Consider the following 16,087-nt stretch of genomic DNA (forward strand, 5'->3'; position numbering starts at 1 on the left):
CTGCGGGTCCTGGGGTCCTCACGGCGCACCCGGCGGCACGAACGGCAGCCCCGACGGGGCCCCCTCCTCGATCAGCCGCAGCAACGCGTCCGTGTCCGCGTGTTCCTCGATCAGGTCGCCGAGCCGGTCGAGCTGCTCCTCCCGCAGCGTCCCGAACGACGTGTCGGGAGCCGGGACGAACCGCCGCCCCGCCGCCGTCGCGACCTCCCGCAGGAACGCCCGCCGGAACCCGTCGCCCTCCAGCGAGCCGTGCCAGTGGGTGCCCCACACGGAGCCGACCCGGCAGCCGTCCAGGAACGGCTCACCGCCCAGCACGTCCGCGACGCCGTGGTGGATCTCGTACCCCTCGACCCGCTCCCCGAGGGCCTCGCCGACCGGCCGGGCGAGGGTCTTCTCGACCCCGAACCGCACCCGTACGGGAAGCAGGCCGATCCCGTCGACCACACCGGCCCTCGACTCGACCTCGTCCTCGATGCGCTCGCCCAGGGCCTGGAAACCGCCGCAGATGCCGAGCACCGGCCGGCCCTCGGCCGCGCGCCGGACGAGGGCGTCCGCGAGCCCCCGCTCGCGCAGCCACGCGAGCGCCTTCACCGTCCCCCGGGTCCCCGGCACGACGACCAGGTCCGCGTCGACGAGCTCCTCCGCCCGGTCCACGAACCGCACGACGACACCCGGCTCGGCGGCCAGCGCGTCCACGTCCGTGAAGTTGGACATCAGCGGAACGGCGCAGACGGCGACCCGCAGCACGTCCTCACCGACCGGCGGTGCGACGACCGACTCGCGGACGGTGCCGCGCAGCGACACCCGCAGGCCGTCCTCCTCGTCGATGCCGAGCCCGTGCGCGTACGGCAGGACGCCGAGGGCCCGGCGCCCGGTGAGCCCGTGCAGCATGTCGAGCCCCGGTTCCAGGAGGGTGACGTCACCCCGGAACTTGTTCACGAGATAGCCCGCGACCAGCGACTGGTCCTCGGGCGAGAGCAGCGCCGTCGTCCCGAAGAACTGGGCGAAGACCCCGCCCCGGTCGATGTCCCCGACGACGACCACGGGCAGCTTCGCGGCCCGTGCGATGCCCATGTTCACGATGTCGGTGCGCCGCAGATTGATCTCGGCCGGACTGCCCGCCCCCTCGCAGATCACTGCGTCATAGGTGCCCCGGAGCTCCTCCAGGCACGCCATCACCGGCTCGAAGAGGGTCTGCTGGCGTCCCCCGTGGTAGCCGCGGGCGCTCATCTCCCCCACCGGTTTGCCCATCAGGACGACCTGGCTGGAGCGGTCGCCGCCCGGCTTGAGCAGCACCGGGTTCATCAGCGCGGTCGGCTCGACGCGGGCGGCCTGTGCCTGCATGGCCTGCGCCCGCCCGATCTCGGCGCCCTCGCGCGTCACGAAGGAGTTCAGGGACATGTTCTGTCCCTTGAACGGCGCGACCTTGATTCCCCGCCGGACCAGCCAGCGGCAGATGCCGGCCGTCACGACGCTCTTGCCGGCGTCGGACGTGGTCCCGGCGACGAGCAGCCCCCCACCCCTCATGCGTTCCTCCGCTTCAGCGCGCTCGCGATCATCCGGCCGCCCACACAGGCGGCCAGGGTCAGTCCGGTGACCCGGCGGGACAGCCGGACCGCCCGGTCGATGTCGGTGACCTCGACGGGCCGCCCCCGCCCGTTCAGGACGGGCCGGTGCTCGGTCCTTCCGGCGTACGAGAGGGTCCCGCCGAGCCGTACGCCGAGCGCGCCCGCGAAGGAGGCCTCGACGGGGCCCGCGTTGGGGCTCGGGTGCTTCGCCGCGTCCGCCCGCCAGGCCCGTGCGGCCCCGCGCGGGTCCCCTCCGGCGAGCGTCGCGGCCACGGCCGTCAGCCGGGCGCCGGGCCAGCCGGCCAGGTCGTCGAGGCGGGCGGAGGCCCAGCCGAAGCGGCGGTGGCGGGGGGACTTGTGGCCGACCATGGCGTCGAGGGTGTTGACGGCCCGGAAGGCGACGAGGCCCGGCACGCCCGCGACCGCGCCCCAGAAGAGGGCGCCGACCACGGCGTCGGAGGTGTTCTCGGCGACCGACTCGACGACCGCGCGGGCCATCGCCGGTCCGTCCAGGGAGTGCGGGTCGCGCCCGCACAGGTGGGGCAGCCGTTCCCGGGCCACCTCCAGGTCCCCGGCGGCGAGGGCGCCGCCGATCGCGCGGGCCTCCCGCCCCAGGGTCGTACCGCCGACGGCGGCCCAGACGGAGGCGGCGGTGAGGGCGATCGAAGCGGCCGGCCGGTTCCGTACGGTCCGGGCGGCGAGCGCGCCGAGGGCGGCGGTGGAGCCGGCGCAGACGGCGGTGTGCAGGGCGCCCCAGCCGCGGTGGTCGTGCCACAGGGCCCGTTCGACCCCGGCGGCGGCCCGGCCGAACGCGGCGACGGGATGGCCGCGGCGGGGGTCGCCGACGAGCAGGTCGAGGGCGAGGCCCGCGGCGGCGCCGTACGCGAAGACGGCGGTGGCGCTGGAAGGTCTGGGGCTGCGGCCGGGCATGGCGCTGTGTCCTCACTCAGGGTCCGCGCCCTGGATCGACGTGACCGGCGGCGAGAGTTCCTGACTCCCGGACCCTTCGGATCCGGTCACAGTGGCGGGACCGCGCCGGATTCGCACCGGACTTCCTCTACTGCCTCCGTAATGGCCTCGGCAGTCCACCACGGCCCGAGAACAGCCGTCAACTCACCCTTGACCTGCATCGCGTCACTGTGCGAAGCGCCACAAACACGACAGCCGGGCGGCCCGCACGCGAGGTGCGGACCGCCCGGCCGTCGTGTTTTGCGGACCGTCAGGCGACGATCAGGTAGATGCCGTACGCCACGGCCGCGAGGCACAGGGCGAAGCAGGCGTAGGCGCCGGTGCGGGCCAGGGCGGCGGAGCCTCCCTGAGCGGCGGCCCGCTCCTGCTTGGAGAGGCCGATGATGCCGAGGGTGAAGAGGCCCACCAGGGCGACGGTCGCCACGAGGCTGACTCCGAAGACGGAGCCGAGGGCTGCCCAGTCGATCTTCATGTCGTTCGTTCCTTACACCGCTGCGGCGGGGGCCGGGGGAGCGCTCGGGTCGGTCGGGGCCGGCGCGGGGATGGTGGTCTTGAGGTCCTCGTCGCTGACGGCGGCGACGGAACCGGCCGGCGGCGGCGGGATGACGGCCGCGATGGCGGTGGTCACCACACCCGCGGGCTCGGTCTCGGCGTCGAGGTCGTCGGCGGTGACGTTGTGCTGGTCGACCGGCTTGCGGCGGGACAGCGACCAGATGACGCCGGAGCCGGCGATCAGCAGGACCGCGACGGCGGCGATGCCCCAGGGGCCCTGCTTGGTGAGGAACTCGGCACCGGCGCCGACCAGGGCCGCGGCGGGCAGGGTCAGACCCCAGGCGACGAACATCCGGGTCGCGGTCGACCAGCGGACGACACCGCCCTTGCGGCCGAGACCGGCGCCCATCACGGCACCCGAGCAGGACTGGGTGGTGGAGAGGGAGAAGCCGAGGTGCGAGGAGGCCAGGATGACCGTCGCGGCGCTGGTCTGGGCGGCGAAGCCCTGCTGCGGCCGGAGGTCGGTGAGGCCCTTGCCCATGGTGCGGATGATGCGCCAGCCACCGAGGTAGGTGCCGAGGGCGATCGCGATGCCGGCGGAGACGACGACCCAGAGCGGCGGGTTGGCGCCGGGGGCGACGACGCCCTGGGTGACCAGGGCCAGGGTGATGATGCCCATCGTCTTCTGGGCGTCGTTGGTGCCGTGGGCGAGGGAGACGAGACCGGCGGAGGCGATCTGGCCGACCCGGTAGCCCTTGGCGGTGTGCTTCTCGTCGGTCTTCGCGCCGATCCGGTACGTCAGCCGGGTGGCCAGCATCGCGGCGAGACCGGCCACGATCGGCGCGGCGACGGCCGGGATGAGGACCTTGGTGACGATCGTCGGGCCGTTCACGGCCGACCAGCCGGCCGACATGACCGCGGCGCCGATGAGACCGCCGAAGAGGGCGTGGGAGGAGCTGGACGGCAGTCCGAGCAGCCAGGTCAGCAGGTTCCACAGGATGGCGCCGACCAGCGCGGCGAAGATCACCTCTGTGCGGATGCCCTCTTCGTTGATGATCCCGCCGGAGATCGTCTTGGCGACCTCCACGGACAGGAACGCGCCGACGAGGTTGAGCACGGCGGACATGGCCACCGCCGTCTTGGGCTTCAGCGCACCGGTCGAGATGGTCGTGGCCATCGCGTTGGCGGTGTCGTGGAAACCGTTCGTGAAATCGAACACGAGAGCTGTCACGACCACAATGGCGAGCAGCAGCGTGATGTGTTCCATTTACCCAGGCAATCGTTTGGCGTCAGTGGCCAGTCGAACGTAGGCAACCTGGGTGAACGGAAGGTGAACTGGGTCGGGCGCTGCGGTGTCTCCATCCGGTGTCAAGGCATTCCGCTTACGGCTCCGGCGTACCGGCCGTCCACGATGCGGGCACCCCGCAACCCCGGGTAATCCGGGCGGACACCGGGCACATGCGACCTGACCCGGTTCGCCCCCCGCCACCCGGTTCCGCTCCCCGGACCGCGTCATCCGGACGGGGGACCCCGACCGAGGAGACCCATGTCACTCCCCGGGGGGCCTCCCCGGGACGCCCCGGCCCCCGCCCCACCCCCCGGCCGGGTCCGTCCGGTGGCAGCCCGCCCCCACCGTGCCGAGACTGGGAGCGTGCGCCCGGCTACAGCGACGGCAGCGGCCGTCACCACTCTGATCGGTGTCGGCGCGGTCGCGATCGCGGCCGGCCGGTACGCCAGCGACGTCGCCCTCAGGGCGCCGTCCGGACGACCCCTGCCCGGGGACCCCAGACTGACCGTGCACGCCACGGACCCCGAACGGATCACCCTCACCCGCAGCCTCGCCTCGCTGCGCCCCGGCACCTACGGGATCGAGGGCCACGGCCTGCACGCCGTCGTCGGCCCCGTCCTCGACCGGGTCCCGCACACCGCGGACACCGTCGTCCGGCGCCTGGAACGGGTCGAACTCGGGGTGTTCGGCCCCGGCGCCCGCGTCCGGTTCACCCCCCAGCTGCACCGAGGCACACCGATCACCGCCCTCGGGCTCGCCCAGGAGGACGTCGAGATCCCCGGCGAACTCGGCCCGCTGCCCGCCTGGCTGGTCGCCGCCCCCCGCACCACCTGGGTCATCGCCCTGCACGGCCTCGGCACCACGCGCGAGCACCCGCTCAACCTCGTCCCCTTCTTCAACCGGCGCAAGATCCCCGTCCTCGTCCCCGCCTACCGGGGCGACGAGGGAGCACCCGCCTCCCCCGACGGCCTCGCCCACCTCGGCGACTCCGAATGGCGCGACGTCGACGCCGCCATCCGGTACGCCGTCCGCCGCGGCGCCCGCAAGGTCGTCCTGCACGGCTGGGGGACCGGGGCCTCGATGGCGCTGCGCGCCGCCGCCGAGTCCGGGATGCGCGACCGGATCGGCGGCCTCGTCCTCGACTCCCCGGTCCTCGACTGGGAGGCCACCCTCCGCAACCTCGTCTCGGCCCACCACCTCCCCGGACCGCTGCTCCCGCTCGCCGTCCGCTCCGCCCGGAGCAGGACCGGAGTCCACGGCGACCTGCTCATGGCCGCCTCCCAGCCCGAGGCCCTGCGCGTCCCGGTCCTCCTCATGCACGGCCCCGACGACACCGTCGCCCCCTGGGAGCCCTCCGTCGAGCTGGCCGCGCGCCGTCCCGACCTGGTCACCCTCAAGACCGTGCGGCACGCCCCGCACGCCGCGATGTGGAACGCCGACCCGGTCCGCTACGAGGAAGCCCTCCGGCGCTTCCTCACTCCCCTCGTCTGAGGCCGCCGCACCCGTTCCGCCGAGGCCGTCCGCGCCTGTTCTGCCCGGGCCTGCCGCGCCTGTTCCCGGGCCCGTCCGCGCGCCCGTCATGACGGGGTGGCCGATTCCGATTGGGCTTTCGGGCCGTCAGCGGGAAGACTGCCCCCGTGACGTCTCGAAAGCCCGATGAACCATTGGCGCGCAACTCCAGACTCCGACTCGTCCGCCCCCGGGCGCTGGCCACCGCCCGACGGGCCGTGACGACCCGGCGCACCCGGCCGGCGCCACGGCCGCCCGAGGGCACTCCGCCCCGCGCGGAACTCGCCCGCCAGGCCCGGCAGGTCCTCGCCGACGCCGTACGGATCGCCCGCTGGGCCGCGGTCGAGCGCGGCGCCGACACGCCCCCCCGTCCCGGTCCCGGCACGGCCCCGGCCACCGTCCCCGCCGCGGTCCTCGCCGAGGAAAGGGCCGCCGCCGCACTGGACCTGACGCCCGGCCAGATCCGGGCCGGCTGGGACCGCGCGCGGCTCGCCGGACTCGTCGAACTCCACGGCGGCACCGTCCGCCCCGGCTGGCGGCTGCACGCCTGGGACCGGGACGACTCCGCCGTCCTGCGCGGCTGGGTCGCGCTCTTCGACGCCTGGTCCCTGGTGCACCCGGCCTCCGAGGGGGTCGCGCCGAGCGCCGTCGCCGAGGTCGTCGAGGCCGTCCCCCAGGTCCTCTCGCTGCTCCAGCTCTCCCAGGGCCCGGTCCTCGTCCCCGCCCTCCTCGACCTCCTCGGCCAGCGCGTCGAGGAACTGCGCGAGGAACGCTGCGAGGTCCCGGCCGCGGGCCCCGCCGCCGAGACCGCGGGCACCCCGGCCGCGAACCACGCCGCCGTCGGACTCCCGGCCCTCCTCGACTGGGCCCTCGAAGGCCTCGCGGCCGTCGGCGCGCTCACCCTCGACCCCGGTGCGGAAGGGCGTCACGCCACCCTGACTCCGCTCGGCAACTGGGCGGTCTGGGTCAAGCTGGAACAGATCTGCGTCGCCGCGCAGAGCCCCGCGGGCAACATCGAGCAGTCCGCCGAGGACATGCTCCGCGGCTGTGCCCGGCTCACCCCGGGACCGGCCCGCGCCGAGTACCGCGCCTGGCTCGCGGCCCGCACGCTCTCCAGCGCGGTGGCCGAGCTCCTCGCCGTCGCCCGGGGCGAGGACGCCCTGCTGCGCGGCCTCGCCTTCGAGGCGCTCCGGGTCGTCGGCGCCCCCGCCGAGGCCGAGGTGCGCGCCACCGTCGCCGAACCGTCGCTCCGGCCGTACGCCCTGCTCTGGATCGCCGAGTACGAGGGCGCCGACCCCGACGACGCCCAGGAGGTCCTCACCCGCGAGGAAGCCACCTGGCTGTGGGTGGACACGGCGGCGGCCGTCGCCGACCACGGCGAGAGCGCGCTGCTCGTCCGGCACCTCGAATCCGCCGTGCAGGGCACCGTCCCGGCACTGCTCGACGAGGTCCGGGCCGTCGGCCACCCGCGTACCGTCCAGGTCCTGGTCGCCCTCGCCGCCGCCCACCCCGACCCGGCCCTGGCGAAGGCGGTCCGCAGGGCCGCCTTCCAGGTCCACACCGGGGGAGCGTGACGAGGACCGCGTCCCCGGCGTCCGGCTACTCCGCGGCGCCGGGGGTGTACGTCCCGAAGCTCCAGATGTTCCCCTCGGCGTCCCGGGCCATGTAGTCCCGGGAGCCGTAGTCCTGGTCCTTGGGCGGCATCACGATCTCGATGCCGTGGGCGGCGGCGCGCGCGTGGTGCTCGTCGACGTCGGCCACGTGGACGAAGACGCCCACCGGGCCGCCGCGGGCCATCAGCTTGTCGAACTCGCTGCCGGTGCCCTTGCTGCCCAGCATCACCATGCCGTTCCCGTACGCCAGCTCGGCGTGCGCGACCCGCCCGTCCTCGGCCTCGTACACCGCGGTCGCGGTGAAACCGAAGCCCTCCGTGAGCTGCTTGATCGCCGCCTTGGCGTCGTCGTACGTCAGTGTCGGACAGACCTGGGGTGCCTCGGCCATCCCGATCACTCCCTCTCGATGCCGTCGAATGTGACCTGAGTCTCAGTCTGGCAGCCCCCACCGACAACTCAGCGGAAGGTGTTGCAGCGGGCCATGTCGCCGGTCCGGTAGCCCTCGTGGAACCACTGCTGCCGCTGGGCCGCCGAGCCGTGCGTCCAGGTCTCCGGGGTCACCCGGCCCTGGAACTTCTCCTGGATCCGGTCGTCGCCCACCGCCGCCGCCGCGTCCAGGCCGTTCCGGATGTCCGCGTCGGTGAGCGTGGTCAGGAGCGGCCGGCCCGTCCGGTCGTCGGGACTGCTCGTCGCGTGCCGCGCCCAGACGCCCGCGTAGCAGTCGGCCTGGAGCTCGACCCGTACGGCGTTGGAGTTCGCGCCGGTCCGCCCGTCCTGGGCGCGGCTCAGCGTCCCCATCAGGTTCTGGATGTGATGGCCGTACTCGTGCGCCACCACGTACGCCTGTGCGAAGGGTCCGCCGCTCGACCCGAACGTGGTCCGCAGCTCGTCGAAGAAGCCCAGGTCCAGATAGACCTGCCGGTCGCCGGGGCAGTAGAACGGCCCCACCGCCGAGGTCGCGGAGCCGCACGCGGTCCCCACCCGCCGGCTGAACATCACCGTCTTCGCGGGTCCGTAGGTGCCGCCCCTGCGGGCGTACTCGGTCCGCCAGTAGTCCTGGAGGCTGTTGACGACGGCGACGATCCGGCAGTCCTCGCGGGCGTTCGCGTCGGACCCCTTCGTGCAGCTCTGGTCGACCCGGGCCACCGACGAGGCGCCGGCCACCGGCTCGTCGCCGCCCCCGGAGAGCCCGAGCTGGTCCGGTCCCACCCCGAAGAGCACGCCCAGGATCAGGGCGATGAGGCCGATGACACCGCCGCCGACGGTCGCCTTGCCCCCGGGGATGCGGCTGCCCCGGACGTCCCGCACCTCCGAGGTGTCCAGGTCGGCGTCGTCGTCGAACCGCACGGTCCACCACCCTCCGCGTCACTGCCGCGGCGGTGGCCGCCGCCCTGTGCCGAGTATCAGACGATCTCCGATATGTCGCTTCTTTTGCGGCTCGCAGGCGGGAATGTGAGAAGAATTCGTGTGCGTACTCCGGACCCCGCATGGCCGAAAAGCAGTTGCAGATGCCCGTTAGACTGGCTGTATGGCCATTCTCCTTTGGGTGCATTAGCGGCGTCGAAGCCCGCCACCAGTCGTCCTTCCGCCCTTTTCCCCATCGCCCTGGAGTCTGTCCGTGATCACCGCATCCGGCGTCGAGCTGCGCGCCGGCGCCCGTGTCCTCATCGAATCCGCTTCCTTCCGTGTCGCCAAGGGCGACCGCATCGGCCTCGTCGGCCGCAACGGAGCGGGCAAGACCACCCTCACCAAGTGCCTCGCGGGCGAGGGCCAGCCGGCCGCCGGCGCCATCGCCCGCTCCGGCGAGGTCGGCTATCTGCCGCAGGACCCGCGCACCGGTGACCTCGACGTCCTGGCCCGCGACCGCATCCTTTCCGCCCGCGGCCTCGACGTCCTCATCAAGAAGATGCGGATGAACGAGGAGCGCATCGCCACCGGCTCCGGCGGCACCCGCGACAAGGCGATGCGGCAGTACGAGCGCCAGGAGACCGAGTTCCTCACCAAGGGCGGCTACGCGGCCGAGGCCGAGGCCTCCACCATCGCCGCCGCCCTCGGTCTGCCCGACCGCGTCATGGGTCAGCCGCTGCACACCCTCTCCGGTGGTCAGCGCCGCCGCGTCGAGCTGGCCCGGATCCTCTTCTCGGACGCCGACACCCTCCTCCTCGACGAGCCCACGAACCACCTCGACGCCGACTCCATCGTCTGGCTGCGCGACTACCTGAAGACCTACCGCGGCGGCTTCATCGTCATCTCCCACGACGTCGACCTCGTCGAGACCGTGGTCAACAAGGTCTTCTACCTGGACGCCAACCGCTCCACGATCGACGTCTACAACATGGGCTGGAAGCTCTACCAGCAGCAGCGCGAGGCCGACGAGAAGCGCCGCAAGCGCGAGCGCCAGAACGCCGAGAAGAAGGCCGCCGCGCTCAACTCGCAGGCCGACAAGATGCGCGCCAAGGCCACCAAGACCGTGGCCGCGCAGAACATGGCGAAGCGCGCCGAGCGGCTGCTCTCCGGCCTGGAGGCGGTGCGCGCCTCCGACAAGGTCGCCAAGCTCCGCTTCCCCGAGCCGGCGCCCTGCGGCAAGACCCCGCTGACGGCCGAGGGACTCTCCAAGTCCTACGGTTCGCTGGAGATCTTCACCGATGTGGACCTCGCCATCGACAAGGGCTCCCGCGTCGTCATCCTCGGCCTCAACGGCGCGGGCAAGACCACGCTGCTGCGGCTCCTCGCCGGGGCGGAGAAGCCCGACACCGGCGAGGTCACTCCGGGCCACGGCCTCAAGCTCGGCTACTACGCCCAGGAGCACGAGACGCTCGACCCCGAGCGCAGCGTCCTGGAGAACATGCGCTCGGCCGCGCCCGACCTCGACCTCGTCCAGGTCCGCAAGACGCTCGGCTCCTTCCTGTTCTCCGGCGACGACGTCGACAAGCCGGCCGGGGTCCTCTCCGGCGGCGAGAAGACCCGGCTGGCCCTGGCCACCCTGGTCGTCTCCTCGGCGAACGTGCTGCTCCTGGACGAGCCGACCAACAACCTGGACCCGGCCAGCCGCGAGGAGATCCTCGGGGCCCTGCGCACCTACAAGGGCGCCGTCGTCCTGGTCACCCACGACGAGGGCGCGGTGGACGCGCTGGAGCCGGAGCGGATCATCCTGCTCCCGGACGGCGTCGAGGACCTGTGGGGCCCGGACTACGCGGACCTGGTCACCCTGGCCTGACCCACGACGGCCGCGAGCGGCCCGGAAACGGGCCGGAGCGGCCGGGAGTGATCATCCCGGGCTGGATCATTCGGCTCATGGGAGATCCTTCATCTGAGTGAGGGCGTCTCGTACCTCCCGGCGCGGTGCTCTGTCGGATCCTTCCGGCGGGCCCGCGCCGTACGCGTGTTCCCCCCGCGTCCTTGACCTGGCACTTCCCGCGCCCCGTGGCGCGAGCGGTGGTTTCCGGCCCATCGGAATTCGAGCCTCCGATTGTGACGACGGAGCGCTCGTCCACAAATCCGGCGGCACGGACCTTGTCGAATGGGTGGCCAGGACGGACGGGAGGGGTGATCATGAGAAGTCCAGAGCGCACTTCCCATGAGGAGGCACGGGTGGCCGAGACTCTGAAGAAGGGCAGCCGGGTGACCGGCGCCGCGCGCGACAAGCTCGCGGCAGACCTGAAGAAGAAGTACGACTCCGGTGCGAGCATCCGGGCGCTGGCCGAGGAAACGGGCCGCTCCTACGGATTCGTCCACCGGATGCTCAGCGAGTCCGGAGTCACGCTGCGTGGACGCGGCGGAGCGACCCGGGGCAAGAAGGCGGCCTCGGCCTGACATCGGGGCGGCTCGACCGGGCCACCGGGTCTCCCGGTGGCCACCCGGTCGGTCCCCGGACCGACCCGGTGGTTACTGTGCAGTCACTTAGCATCGGATGCAGTGCTGCACCGGAACCGGAGGCGCCCCATGACTACGCTCGACGACTCTGAGCTCGTATTCGACAAGGACGGTGTACGGCTCACCGTCGAGGACGCCGTTGCCACGGTGACCCTGACCAATCCGGCGAAGCGCAACGCTCAGTCTCCCGCTCTGTGGCGGGCGTTGACAGAGGCCGGCCGGTCATTGCCCGGCAGCGTGCGGGTCGTCGTTCTGCGCGGCGAGGGCACGTCCTTCTCCGCCGGACTCGACCGGCAGGCGTTCACGCCCGAGGGCTTCGACGGAGAGCCGTCCTTCATCGATCTCGCGCGCGGTTCCGACCAGGAACTCGACGCGGTCATCGCCGAGTACCAGGAGGCGTTCACCTGGTGGCGCCGGAGCGACCTCGTGTCGATCGCGGCCGTCCAGGGCCATGCCATCGGCGCGGGCTTCCAGCTCGCCCTCGCCTGTGACCTGCGGGTCGTCACCGAGGATGTGCAGTTCGCCATGCGCGAGACCAGCCTGGGTCTCGTCCCGGACCTGACCGGGACCCACCCGCTCGTCTCGCTCGTCGGCTACGCCCGCGCGCTGGAGATCTGCGCCACCGGCCGCTTCGTCCACGCCGAGGAGGCCGAGCGCATCGGTCTCGCCAACCTGTCCGTGCCCGCAGGCGAACTCGATGCGGCGGTACGGGACCTCGGCGCCGCCCTGCTCGCGGCGCCCCGCGACGCCCTCACCGAGACCAAGGCGCTCCTCCAGGGCGTCTCCGGCCGCTCGTACGAGGAGCAGCGCGCCGCCGAGCGCGCCGCCCAGGCCCGCCGGCTGCGCGACCTCGCGGGTCTCGGCGACTGACGTCCCGCCCGCGCGCTAGCGCAGCTCCGACACCACCACCGTGACCGCGGCGCCCTCCGGGGCGGCCGCGGTCACGGCCGTACGCACCGAACGTGCCACGTCCAGGGGCCGGCGGCCGGCCGTCACCGCCAGCTCCAGCCGTACGTCGTCCCCGTGCCGGCGCACCGGCGGGCCCAGCGCGTCCGTCACCCCGGCGACTCCCGGCACCCCGAGCGCCACCAGCGCCAGGGGATCGTCCGTCGCCGGAGAGGTCCGGCCCGGCGGGGGAGCGGCGGGTGCCGCCGCCGGTGGGTGGGCGTCGAGCAGCTCCGTCACGCGCAGGTCCACGGACGCCACCACCAGACCGATCGCGTCCTCGGCCGCCGCGAGCAGGACCGCGCGCAGCCCCTCGGCCAGCTCGGGCAGTGGCCGACCGGTCACCGCCGCGAACGCCGCCGTGATCCGTACGGACCCCGGCGCCGCGGTCGGCCCGTCCTCCTCGTCCTCGTGGGCCGGGCCGATCCGCAGAACACCGGGCACCACCCCCCGTACGGCCGCTCCGGCCGCGCCGAGAAGGTCACGTACCGTCCGCTCGGTGATCCAGGCGCCGTCCGCCGCCGTTCCGAGCGGCAGCAGCCTGCCCGGGGCGAGCCGGTCCCGTACCGCAGCCGTCCAACCCTCAGCCGTCGTCATTGCCCCAGCCTGCCGTATTCCCGGGGCGGTAGCGGGTAAGCGCCCTTAATGTGGGCGAAGAACCCCGAAATATCCCAGAAGGGGCGAAACGTGATGACGGACACCACGCATTCCAACGAGCCGACGGGCGACGACCCGCGCCGCACCTCGGTGACCAAGCGGGGCGGCGGCGCTCCCGCCACCCGCGGCCGGACGACGATCGCGGACGGCGTCGTCGAGAAGATCGCCGGACTCGCCGCCCGTGACGTCGACGGCGTCCACGCGATGGGCAGCGGCCTCTCCCGCACCTTCGGCGCCGTGCGCGACCGGGTGCCCGGCGGGGGCGGCGGCAAGTCGGCCGTCACCCGAGGGGTGAAGGCCGAGGTCGGCGAGGTGCAGACCGCGCTCGACCTGGAGATCGTGGTCGACTACGGCGTCTCCATCGCCGACGTGGCGGGCGACGTCCGCGAGAACGTCATCGCCGCCGTGGAGCGGATGACCGGTCTCGAGGTCGTCGAGGTCAACATCGCCGTCAGCGACGTGAAGCTGCCCGACGAGGAGGAGGACGAGTCGGAACCCCGGCTCCAGTGAGCGCTGACGGTTGCGTACAGGGGGCTCAGGAGGACTCGGAAAGGGGTCAGGAATGAGCATGGCGGTGGTCGGCCTGGTGGCCGGCATGGCACTCGGATTCGCCGGATACTTCGGCGGCTTCGGAGCGTTTCTGCTGGTCGCGGCCTTGGGGGCGGTCGGCTTCGTGGTCGGCCGCTTCCTCGACGGCGACCTCGAACCGGGCGATCTGTTCCGGGGCCGCGACCGCGGCGACCGGCGGAGGTGACGCGGGGTGGCAGTCGAGCCGGCTCGCTCCCCGGTCCGTGGCCGGGGAGCGACCAGGATCGCCGACCGGGTCGTCGCGAAGATCGCCGCCCAGGCGGCACGGGAGGCGGCGGGCCCGGTCCCCGAGGGGGGCTCCAGGCCCCATGCCTCGGTCGTCGTCCACCGGGACGTCGCCCGGGTCGCGGTGAGCCTCGAACTCGCCTACCCCTCGGACGTCGGCCGCCGCTGCGGGGCCGTACGGGGCCGGGTCCGCTCCCGCGTGGAGGACCTGGTGGGCATGGAGGTCCACGAGGTCACCGTCCACGTGGAGCGGCTCCACTCGCCCCTGACCCGGCAGGCCACACGGAGGGACCGCGTGTCATGACGACGCCACCATCCCGGCGGGACGAGGACGCTCCGGACCGCGGCCACGTCGACGGCGGCGCGGCCTCCGGCTCCGGAGCCGCCTCCGGGGCGCCCCCCGCCCCCGACGCCGCCCCCGTGCTCGGTGACGCCACCGCGTCCCGCGTCCGCCGCTTCTGGTCCGTGCGCCGCATCCCCGCCGCCCTGCTCGCCGCCGTCGTCCTCGGCGGGGCCGGGCTGCTCCTCTACGACGTGGCCGCCGTCCGGGCCGACCGCTCCGCCATGGCCTGGCGGCGGAAGCTCGCCGACGGCCTCGCGACCCGGCCGCTCGACGACACCGCGGTCGTCCTCGGCGCCGCGCTCGCCTGTGCCCTCGGCGTCTGGCTGATCGTCCTGGCCGCGACCCCCGGTCTGCGCGCCGTCCTGCCCATGCGCCGCGAGCACGCCGACGTACGGGCCGGACTCGACCGGAAGGCGGCGGCCCTCGCCCTGCGGGACCGGGCCATGGAGGTCTCCGGGGTGCAGTCCGTACGGGTCCGCGTCGGCCGCGCCAAGGTGGGCGTCCGGGCGGCCTCGCACTTCCGCGCGCTCGACGAGGTACGGGCCGAGGTGGAGCAGACGCTCACCGCCGGCATCGCCGAACTGGGCCTCGCCCACCCGCCCGCGCTGACGGTACGGGTGGCCAGGCCGCCCAGGAAGGGGTGACCCGGTGACGGTCGTCCTCCGGCGCGTCAACCGCGCCCTGCTCGGCCTCGCCGGGCTGCTCCTCGTCGTCGTCGGCGGCGCGGTCCTCGCCGCCGCCCTCGACCTGTCCGTACCGTCCTGGTGGCCCTGGTCGGGCTCCTCCGACGTGCTGCTCTCCACCGCCGCACGGCAGCGCTGGCGGAACGAGGGCTGGTGGTGGCCCGTGGTCATCGCCATCCTCGGACTGATCGTCCTGCTCGCCCTGTGGTGGCTGCTCGTCCAGTTCCGGCGGGCGCGGCTCGCCGAGGTGCTCGTCGACAGCGGCGACGGCGAGGAGGCGGTGCTGCGCGGCCGGGCCCTGGAAGGCGTCCTGGAGGCGGACGCCGGGGCCCAGGAGGGTGTGGCACGGGCCAAGGTGTCCCTCACGGGCCGCCGGGGCGCCCCCCGCACCCGGGTCGCCCTGCTCCTGGAGCCGTACGCCTCCCCGGGGGACACCCTGACCACCCTCAGCACCGAGGCGCTCGCCCACGCCCGTACGTCCGCGGGCCTCGCCGCACTGCCCACCGAGGCGCGCCTGCGGGCCGTCAAGCACCGGGCCCGCCGGGTGTCCTGACCGGCGGGCCCGGGGCGCGGTGCTCAGAACCCGCCGCGGGCCCCGCCGTCCACCGGGATCATCAGGCCCGTCAGATAGGAGGCGGCCGGTGACAGGAGGAAGGCGGCCGTCCGGCCGAACTCCTCCGGGGTGCCGTAGCGGCGCAGCGGGATGGTGGCCTCGTTGGCCGTGCGGGCCGCGTCCGCGTCGCCGGAGAGCGCGTCCAGGGACCGCACCCGGTCCGTGTCGATACGGCTCGGCAGCAGCCCGACGACCCGCACCCCGCGCGGGCCCAGGTCGTTGGAGAGGGACTTCGCGAAGCCGGCGAGCCCCGGGCGCAGTCCGTTGGAGATGGTGAGGCCGGGGATCGGCTCGTGGACGGAACCGGACAGCACGAAGCCGATGACCCCGCCCTCGCCGAGCGTCTCGGCGGCGGCGCGGGCCAGCCGGACCGCCCCGAGGAAGACGGTGTCGAAGGCCGCCGCCCACTGCTCGTCGGTGTTGTCCGCGGCGAAGCCGGGCGCGGGGCCGCCCACGCTGATCAGGATGCCGTCGAAGCCGCCGAACCGGGCCCGTGCCTCGGCGATCAGCCGCGCTGGGGTCCCCGCGTCGGTGTTGTCGGCGGCGACGCCCGCCGCACCCGCCCCCAGCTCGGCCACGGCCTCGGCGACGTTCTTCTCCTCGCGCCCGGTGATCAGCACCTTGGCGCCCTCGGCGAGCAGCGCCTCGGCGGAGGCCCGCCCGAGCCCCCGCGTCGCCCCGGTCACCACGTACACACGGTCCTTCAGTCCCAGATCCATGC

General features: G+C 73.7%; 18 protein-coding genes and 1 riboswitch. Of the genes, 10 read left to right on the forward strand and 8 right to left on the reverse strand.

The genetic code is table 11. The features are described 5' to 3' along the window. Nucleotides 1-18: 18 nt before the first annotated feature. From ABT154_RS07575 to ABT154_RS07590, 4 genes are all read right to left on the reverse strand, one after another. Entirely contained in the window at nt 19-1,527 is a 1,509-nt protein-coding gene (locus ABT154_RS07575) for a cobyric acid synthase (RefSeq protein WP_351854068.1), read from the reverse strand. Beyond that, the gene (locus tag ABT154_RS07580; RefSeq protein ID WP_351854071.1) at nt 1,524-2,498 is read right to left on the reverse strand and encodes a cobalamin biosynthesis protein; all 975 of its coding nucleotides are present in this window, start codon (nt 2,496-2,498) and stop codon (nt 1,524-1,526) included. Before ABT154_RS07580 ends, ABT154_RS07575 begins: the two co-directional genes overlap by 4 nt. Nucleotides 2,499-2,533: 35 nt before the next feature. Beyond that, nucleotides 2,534-2,673, reverse strand: a riboswitch (cobalamin riboswitch). A gap of 114 nt (nt 2,674-2,787) precedes the next feature. Further along, entirely contained in the window at nt 2,788-3,009 is a 222-nt protein-coding gene (locus ABT154_RS07585) for a hypothetical protein (protein WP_351854073.1), read from the reverse strand. 12 nt (nt 3,010-3,021) lie between these two features. Further along, on the reverse strand, nt 3,022-4,296 hold the full coding sequence (locus ABT154_RS07590) for an inorganic phosphate transporter (RefSeq protein WP_351854076.1): 1,275 nt from the start codon (nt 4,294-4,296) through the stop codon (nt 3,022-3,024). A gap of 384 nt (nt 4,297-4,680) precedes the next feature. On the opposite strand from ABT154_RS07590, the gene ABT154_RS07595 reads away from it, so the two are divergent. Together ABT154_RS07595 and ABT154_RS07600 are read left to right on the forward strand one after the other, a co-directional pair. Then, entirely contained in the window at nt 4,681-5,808 is a 1,128-nt protein-coding gene (locus tag ABT154_RS07595; protein ID WP_351854079.1) for an alpha/beta hydrolase, read from the forward strand. 146 nt (nt 5,809-5,954) lie between these two features. Next, the gene (locus tag ABT154_RS07600) at nt 5,955-7,400 is read left to right on the forward strand and encodes a hypothetical protein (protein ID WP_502969462.1); all 1,446 of its coding nucleotides are present in this window, start codon (nt 5,955-5,957) and stop codon (nt 7,398-7,400) included. A 25-nt stretch (nt 7,401-7,425) separates the two neighbouring features. Here the strand turns inward: ABT154_RS07600 and ABT154_RS07605 are convergent, their stop codons facing one another. Together ABT154_RS07605 and ypfJ are read right to left on the reverse strand one after the other, a co-directional pair. Then, nucleotides 7,426-7,827, reverse strand: a complete 402-nt coding sequence (locus ABT154_RS07605) for a VOC family protein (protein WP_351854082.1) — start codon at nt 7,825-7,827, stop codon at nt 7,426-7,428. 68 nt (nt 7,828-7,895) lie between these two features. Further along, nucleotides 7,896-8,786 carry a KPN_02809 family neutral zinc metallopeptidase gene (ypfJ, locus tag ABT154_RS07610; RefSeq protein WP_351854084.1) on the reverse strand — a complete coding sequence of 297 codons (891 nt, stop codon included), beginning with the start codon at nt 8,784-8,786 and terminating at the stop codon, nt 7,896-7,898. A gap of 271 nt (nt 8,787-9,057) precedes the next feature. Here ypfJ and ABT154_RS07615 point away from each other — a divergent pair, with 271 nt between their 5' ends. The 3 genes from ABT154_RS07615 to ABT154_RS07625 all read left to right on the forward strand — a co-directional run bounded on the left by ABT154_RS07615 (nt 9,058) and on the right by ABT154_RS07625 (nt 12,182). Continuing rightward, nucleotides 9,058-10,656: an ABC-F family ATP-binding cassette domain-containing protein gene (locus tag ABT154_RS07615; protein ID WP_351854087.1), complete on the forward strand. Its 1,599-nt coding sequence runs from the start codon at nt 9,058-9,060 to the stop codon at nt 10,654-10,656. A gap of 374 nt (nt 10,657-11,030) precedes the next feature. Then, nucleotides 11,031-11,252, forward strand: a complete 222-nt coding sequence (locus tag ABT154_RS07620; RefSeq protein ID WP_006123601.1) for a helix-turn-helix domain-containing protein — start codon at nt 11,031-11,033, stop codon at nt 11,250-11,252. A 129-nt stretch (nt 11,253-11,381) separates the two neighbouring features. Then, entirely contained in the window at nt 11,382-12,182 is an 801-nt protein-coding gene (locus tag ABT154_RS07625; RefSeq protein WP_351854089.1) for an enoyl-CoA hydratase/isomerase family protein, read from the forward strand. Between the two features lie 15 nt (nt 12,183-12,197). Here ABT154_RS07625 and ABT154_RS07630 read toward each other — a convergent pair whose 3' ends face one another. After that, nucleotides 12,198-12,854 carry a hypothetical protein gene (locus ABT154_RS07630; protein ID WP_351854092.1) on the reverse strand — a complete coding sequence of 219 codons (657 nt, stop codon included), beginning with the start codon at nt 12,852-12,854 and terminating at the stop codon, nt 12,198-12,200. A 93-nt stretch (nt 12,855-12,947) separates the two neighbouring features. Here ABT154_RS07630 and ABT154_RS07635 point away from each other — a divergent pair, with 93 nt between their 5' ends. From ABT154_RS07635 to amaP, 5 genes are read left to right on the forward strand one after another with little or no spacing between them, the layout of a single operon-like run. Beyond that, entirely contained in the window at nt 12,948-13,424 is a 477-nt protein-coding gene (locus ABT154_RS07635; protein ID WP_351854095.1) for an Asp23/Gls24 family envelope stress response protein, read from the forward strand. Between the two features lie 52 nt (nt 13,425-13,476). Next, nucleotides 13,477-13,668, forward strand: coding sequence for a hypothetical protein (locus ABT154_RS07640; RefSeq protein WP_351854098.1), 192 nt, complete (start codon nt 13,477-13,479; stop codon nt 13,666-13,668). Between the two features lie 6 nt (nt 13,669-13,674). Beyond that, entirely contained in the window at nt 13,675-14,031 is a 357-nt protein-coding gene (locus tag ABT154_RS07645) for an Asp23/Gls24 family envelope stress response protein (protein WP_351854100.1), read from the forward strand. Beyond that, nucleotides 14,028-14,714: a DUF6286 domain-containing protein gene (locus ABT154_RS07650; protein WP_351854103.1), complete on the forward strand. Its 687-nt coding sequence runs from the start codon at nt 14,028-14,030 to the stop codon at nt 14,712-14,714. The genes ABT154_RS07645 and ABT154_RS07650 overlap by 4 nt, the downstream gene beginning before the upstream one ends. Nucleotides 14,715-14,718: 4 nt before the next feature. Next, nucleotides 14,719-15,306, forward strand: coding sequence for an alkaline shock response membrane anchor protein AmaP (gene amaP, locus ABT154_RS07655; protein ID WP_351854106.1), 588 nt, complete (start codon nt 14,719-14,721; stop codon nt 15,304-15,306). A gap of 23 nt (nt 15,307-15,329) precedes the next feature. Here amaP and ABT154_RS07660 read toward each other — a convergent pair whose 3' ends face one another. Then, nucleotides 15,330-16,085 (reverse strand): SDR family oxidoreductase, encoded by a 756-nt coding sequence (locus ABT154_RS07660; protein ID WP_351854109.1) that lies wholly within the window; start codon nt 16,083-16,085, stop codon nt 15,330-15,332. Between the last annotated feature and the right edge of the window lie 2 nt (nt 16,086-16,087).

The organism is Streptomyces sp. NPDC001728, from assembly GCF_040297565.1.
Lineage (GTDB): Bacteria > Actinomycetota > Actinomycetes > Streptomycetales > Streptomycetaceae > Streptomyces.

Excerpts from the sequence above, each read along its gene's own strand:
- ABT154_RS07585 (WP_351854073.1), bottom strand. The coding sequence starts at position 3,009 with ATGAAGATCGACTGGGCAGCCCTCGGCTCCGTCTTCGGAGTCAGCCTC.
- ABT154_RS07580 (WP_351854071.1), bottom strand. The coding sequence starts at position 2,498 with ATGCCCGGCCGCAGCCCCAGACCTTCCAGCGCCACCGCCGTCTTCGCG.
- ABT154_RS07660 (WP_351854109.1), bottom strand. The coding sequence starts at position 16,085 with ATGGATCTGGGACTGAAGGACCGTGTGTACGTGGTGACCGGGGCGACG.
- ABT154_RS07650 (WP_351854103.1), top strand. The coding sequence starts at position 14,028 with ATGACGACGCCACCATCCCGGCGGGACGAGGACGCTCCGGACCGCGGC.
- ABT154_RS07625 (WP_351854089.1), top strand. The coding sequence starts at position 11,382 with ATGACTACGCTCGACGACTCTGAGCTCGTATTCGACAAGGACGGTGTA.
- ABT154_RS07640 (WP_351854098.1), top strand. The coding sequence starts at position 13,477 with ATGAGCATGGCGGTGGTCGGCCTGGTGGCCGGCATGGCACTCGGATTC.
- ABT154_RS07635 (WP_351854095.1), top strand. The coding sequence starts at position 12,948 with ATGACGGACACCACGCATTCCAACGAGCCGACGGGCGACGACCCGCGC.
- ABT154_RS07575 (WP_351854068.1), bottom strand. The coding sequence starts at position 1,527 with ATGAGGGGTGGGGGGCTGCTCGTCGCCGGGACCACGTCCGACGCCGGC.
- ABT154_RS07590 (WP_351854076.1), bottom strand. The coding sequence starts at position 4,296 with ATGGAACACATCACGCTGCTGCTCGCCATTGTGGTCGTGACAGCTCTC.
- ABT154_RS07605 (WP_351854082.1), bottom strand. The coding sequence starts at position 7,827 with ATGGCCGAGGCACCCCAGGTCTGTCCGACACTGACGTACGACGACGCC.
- ABT154_RS07630 (WP_351854092.1), bottom strand. The coding sequence starts at position 12,854 with ATGACGACGGCTGAGGGTTGGACGGCTGCGGTACGGGACCGGCTCGCC.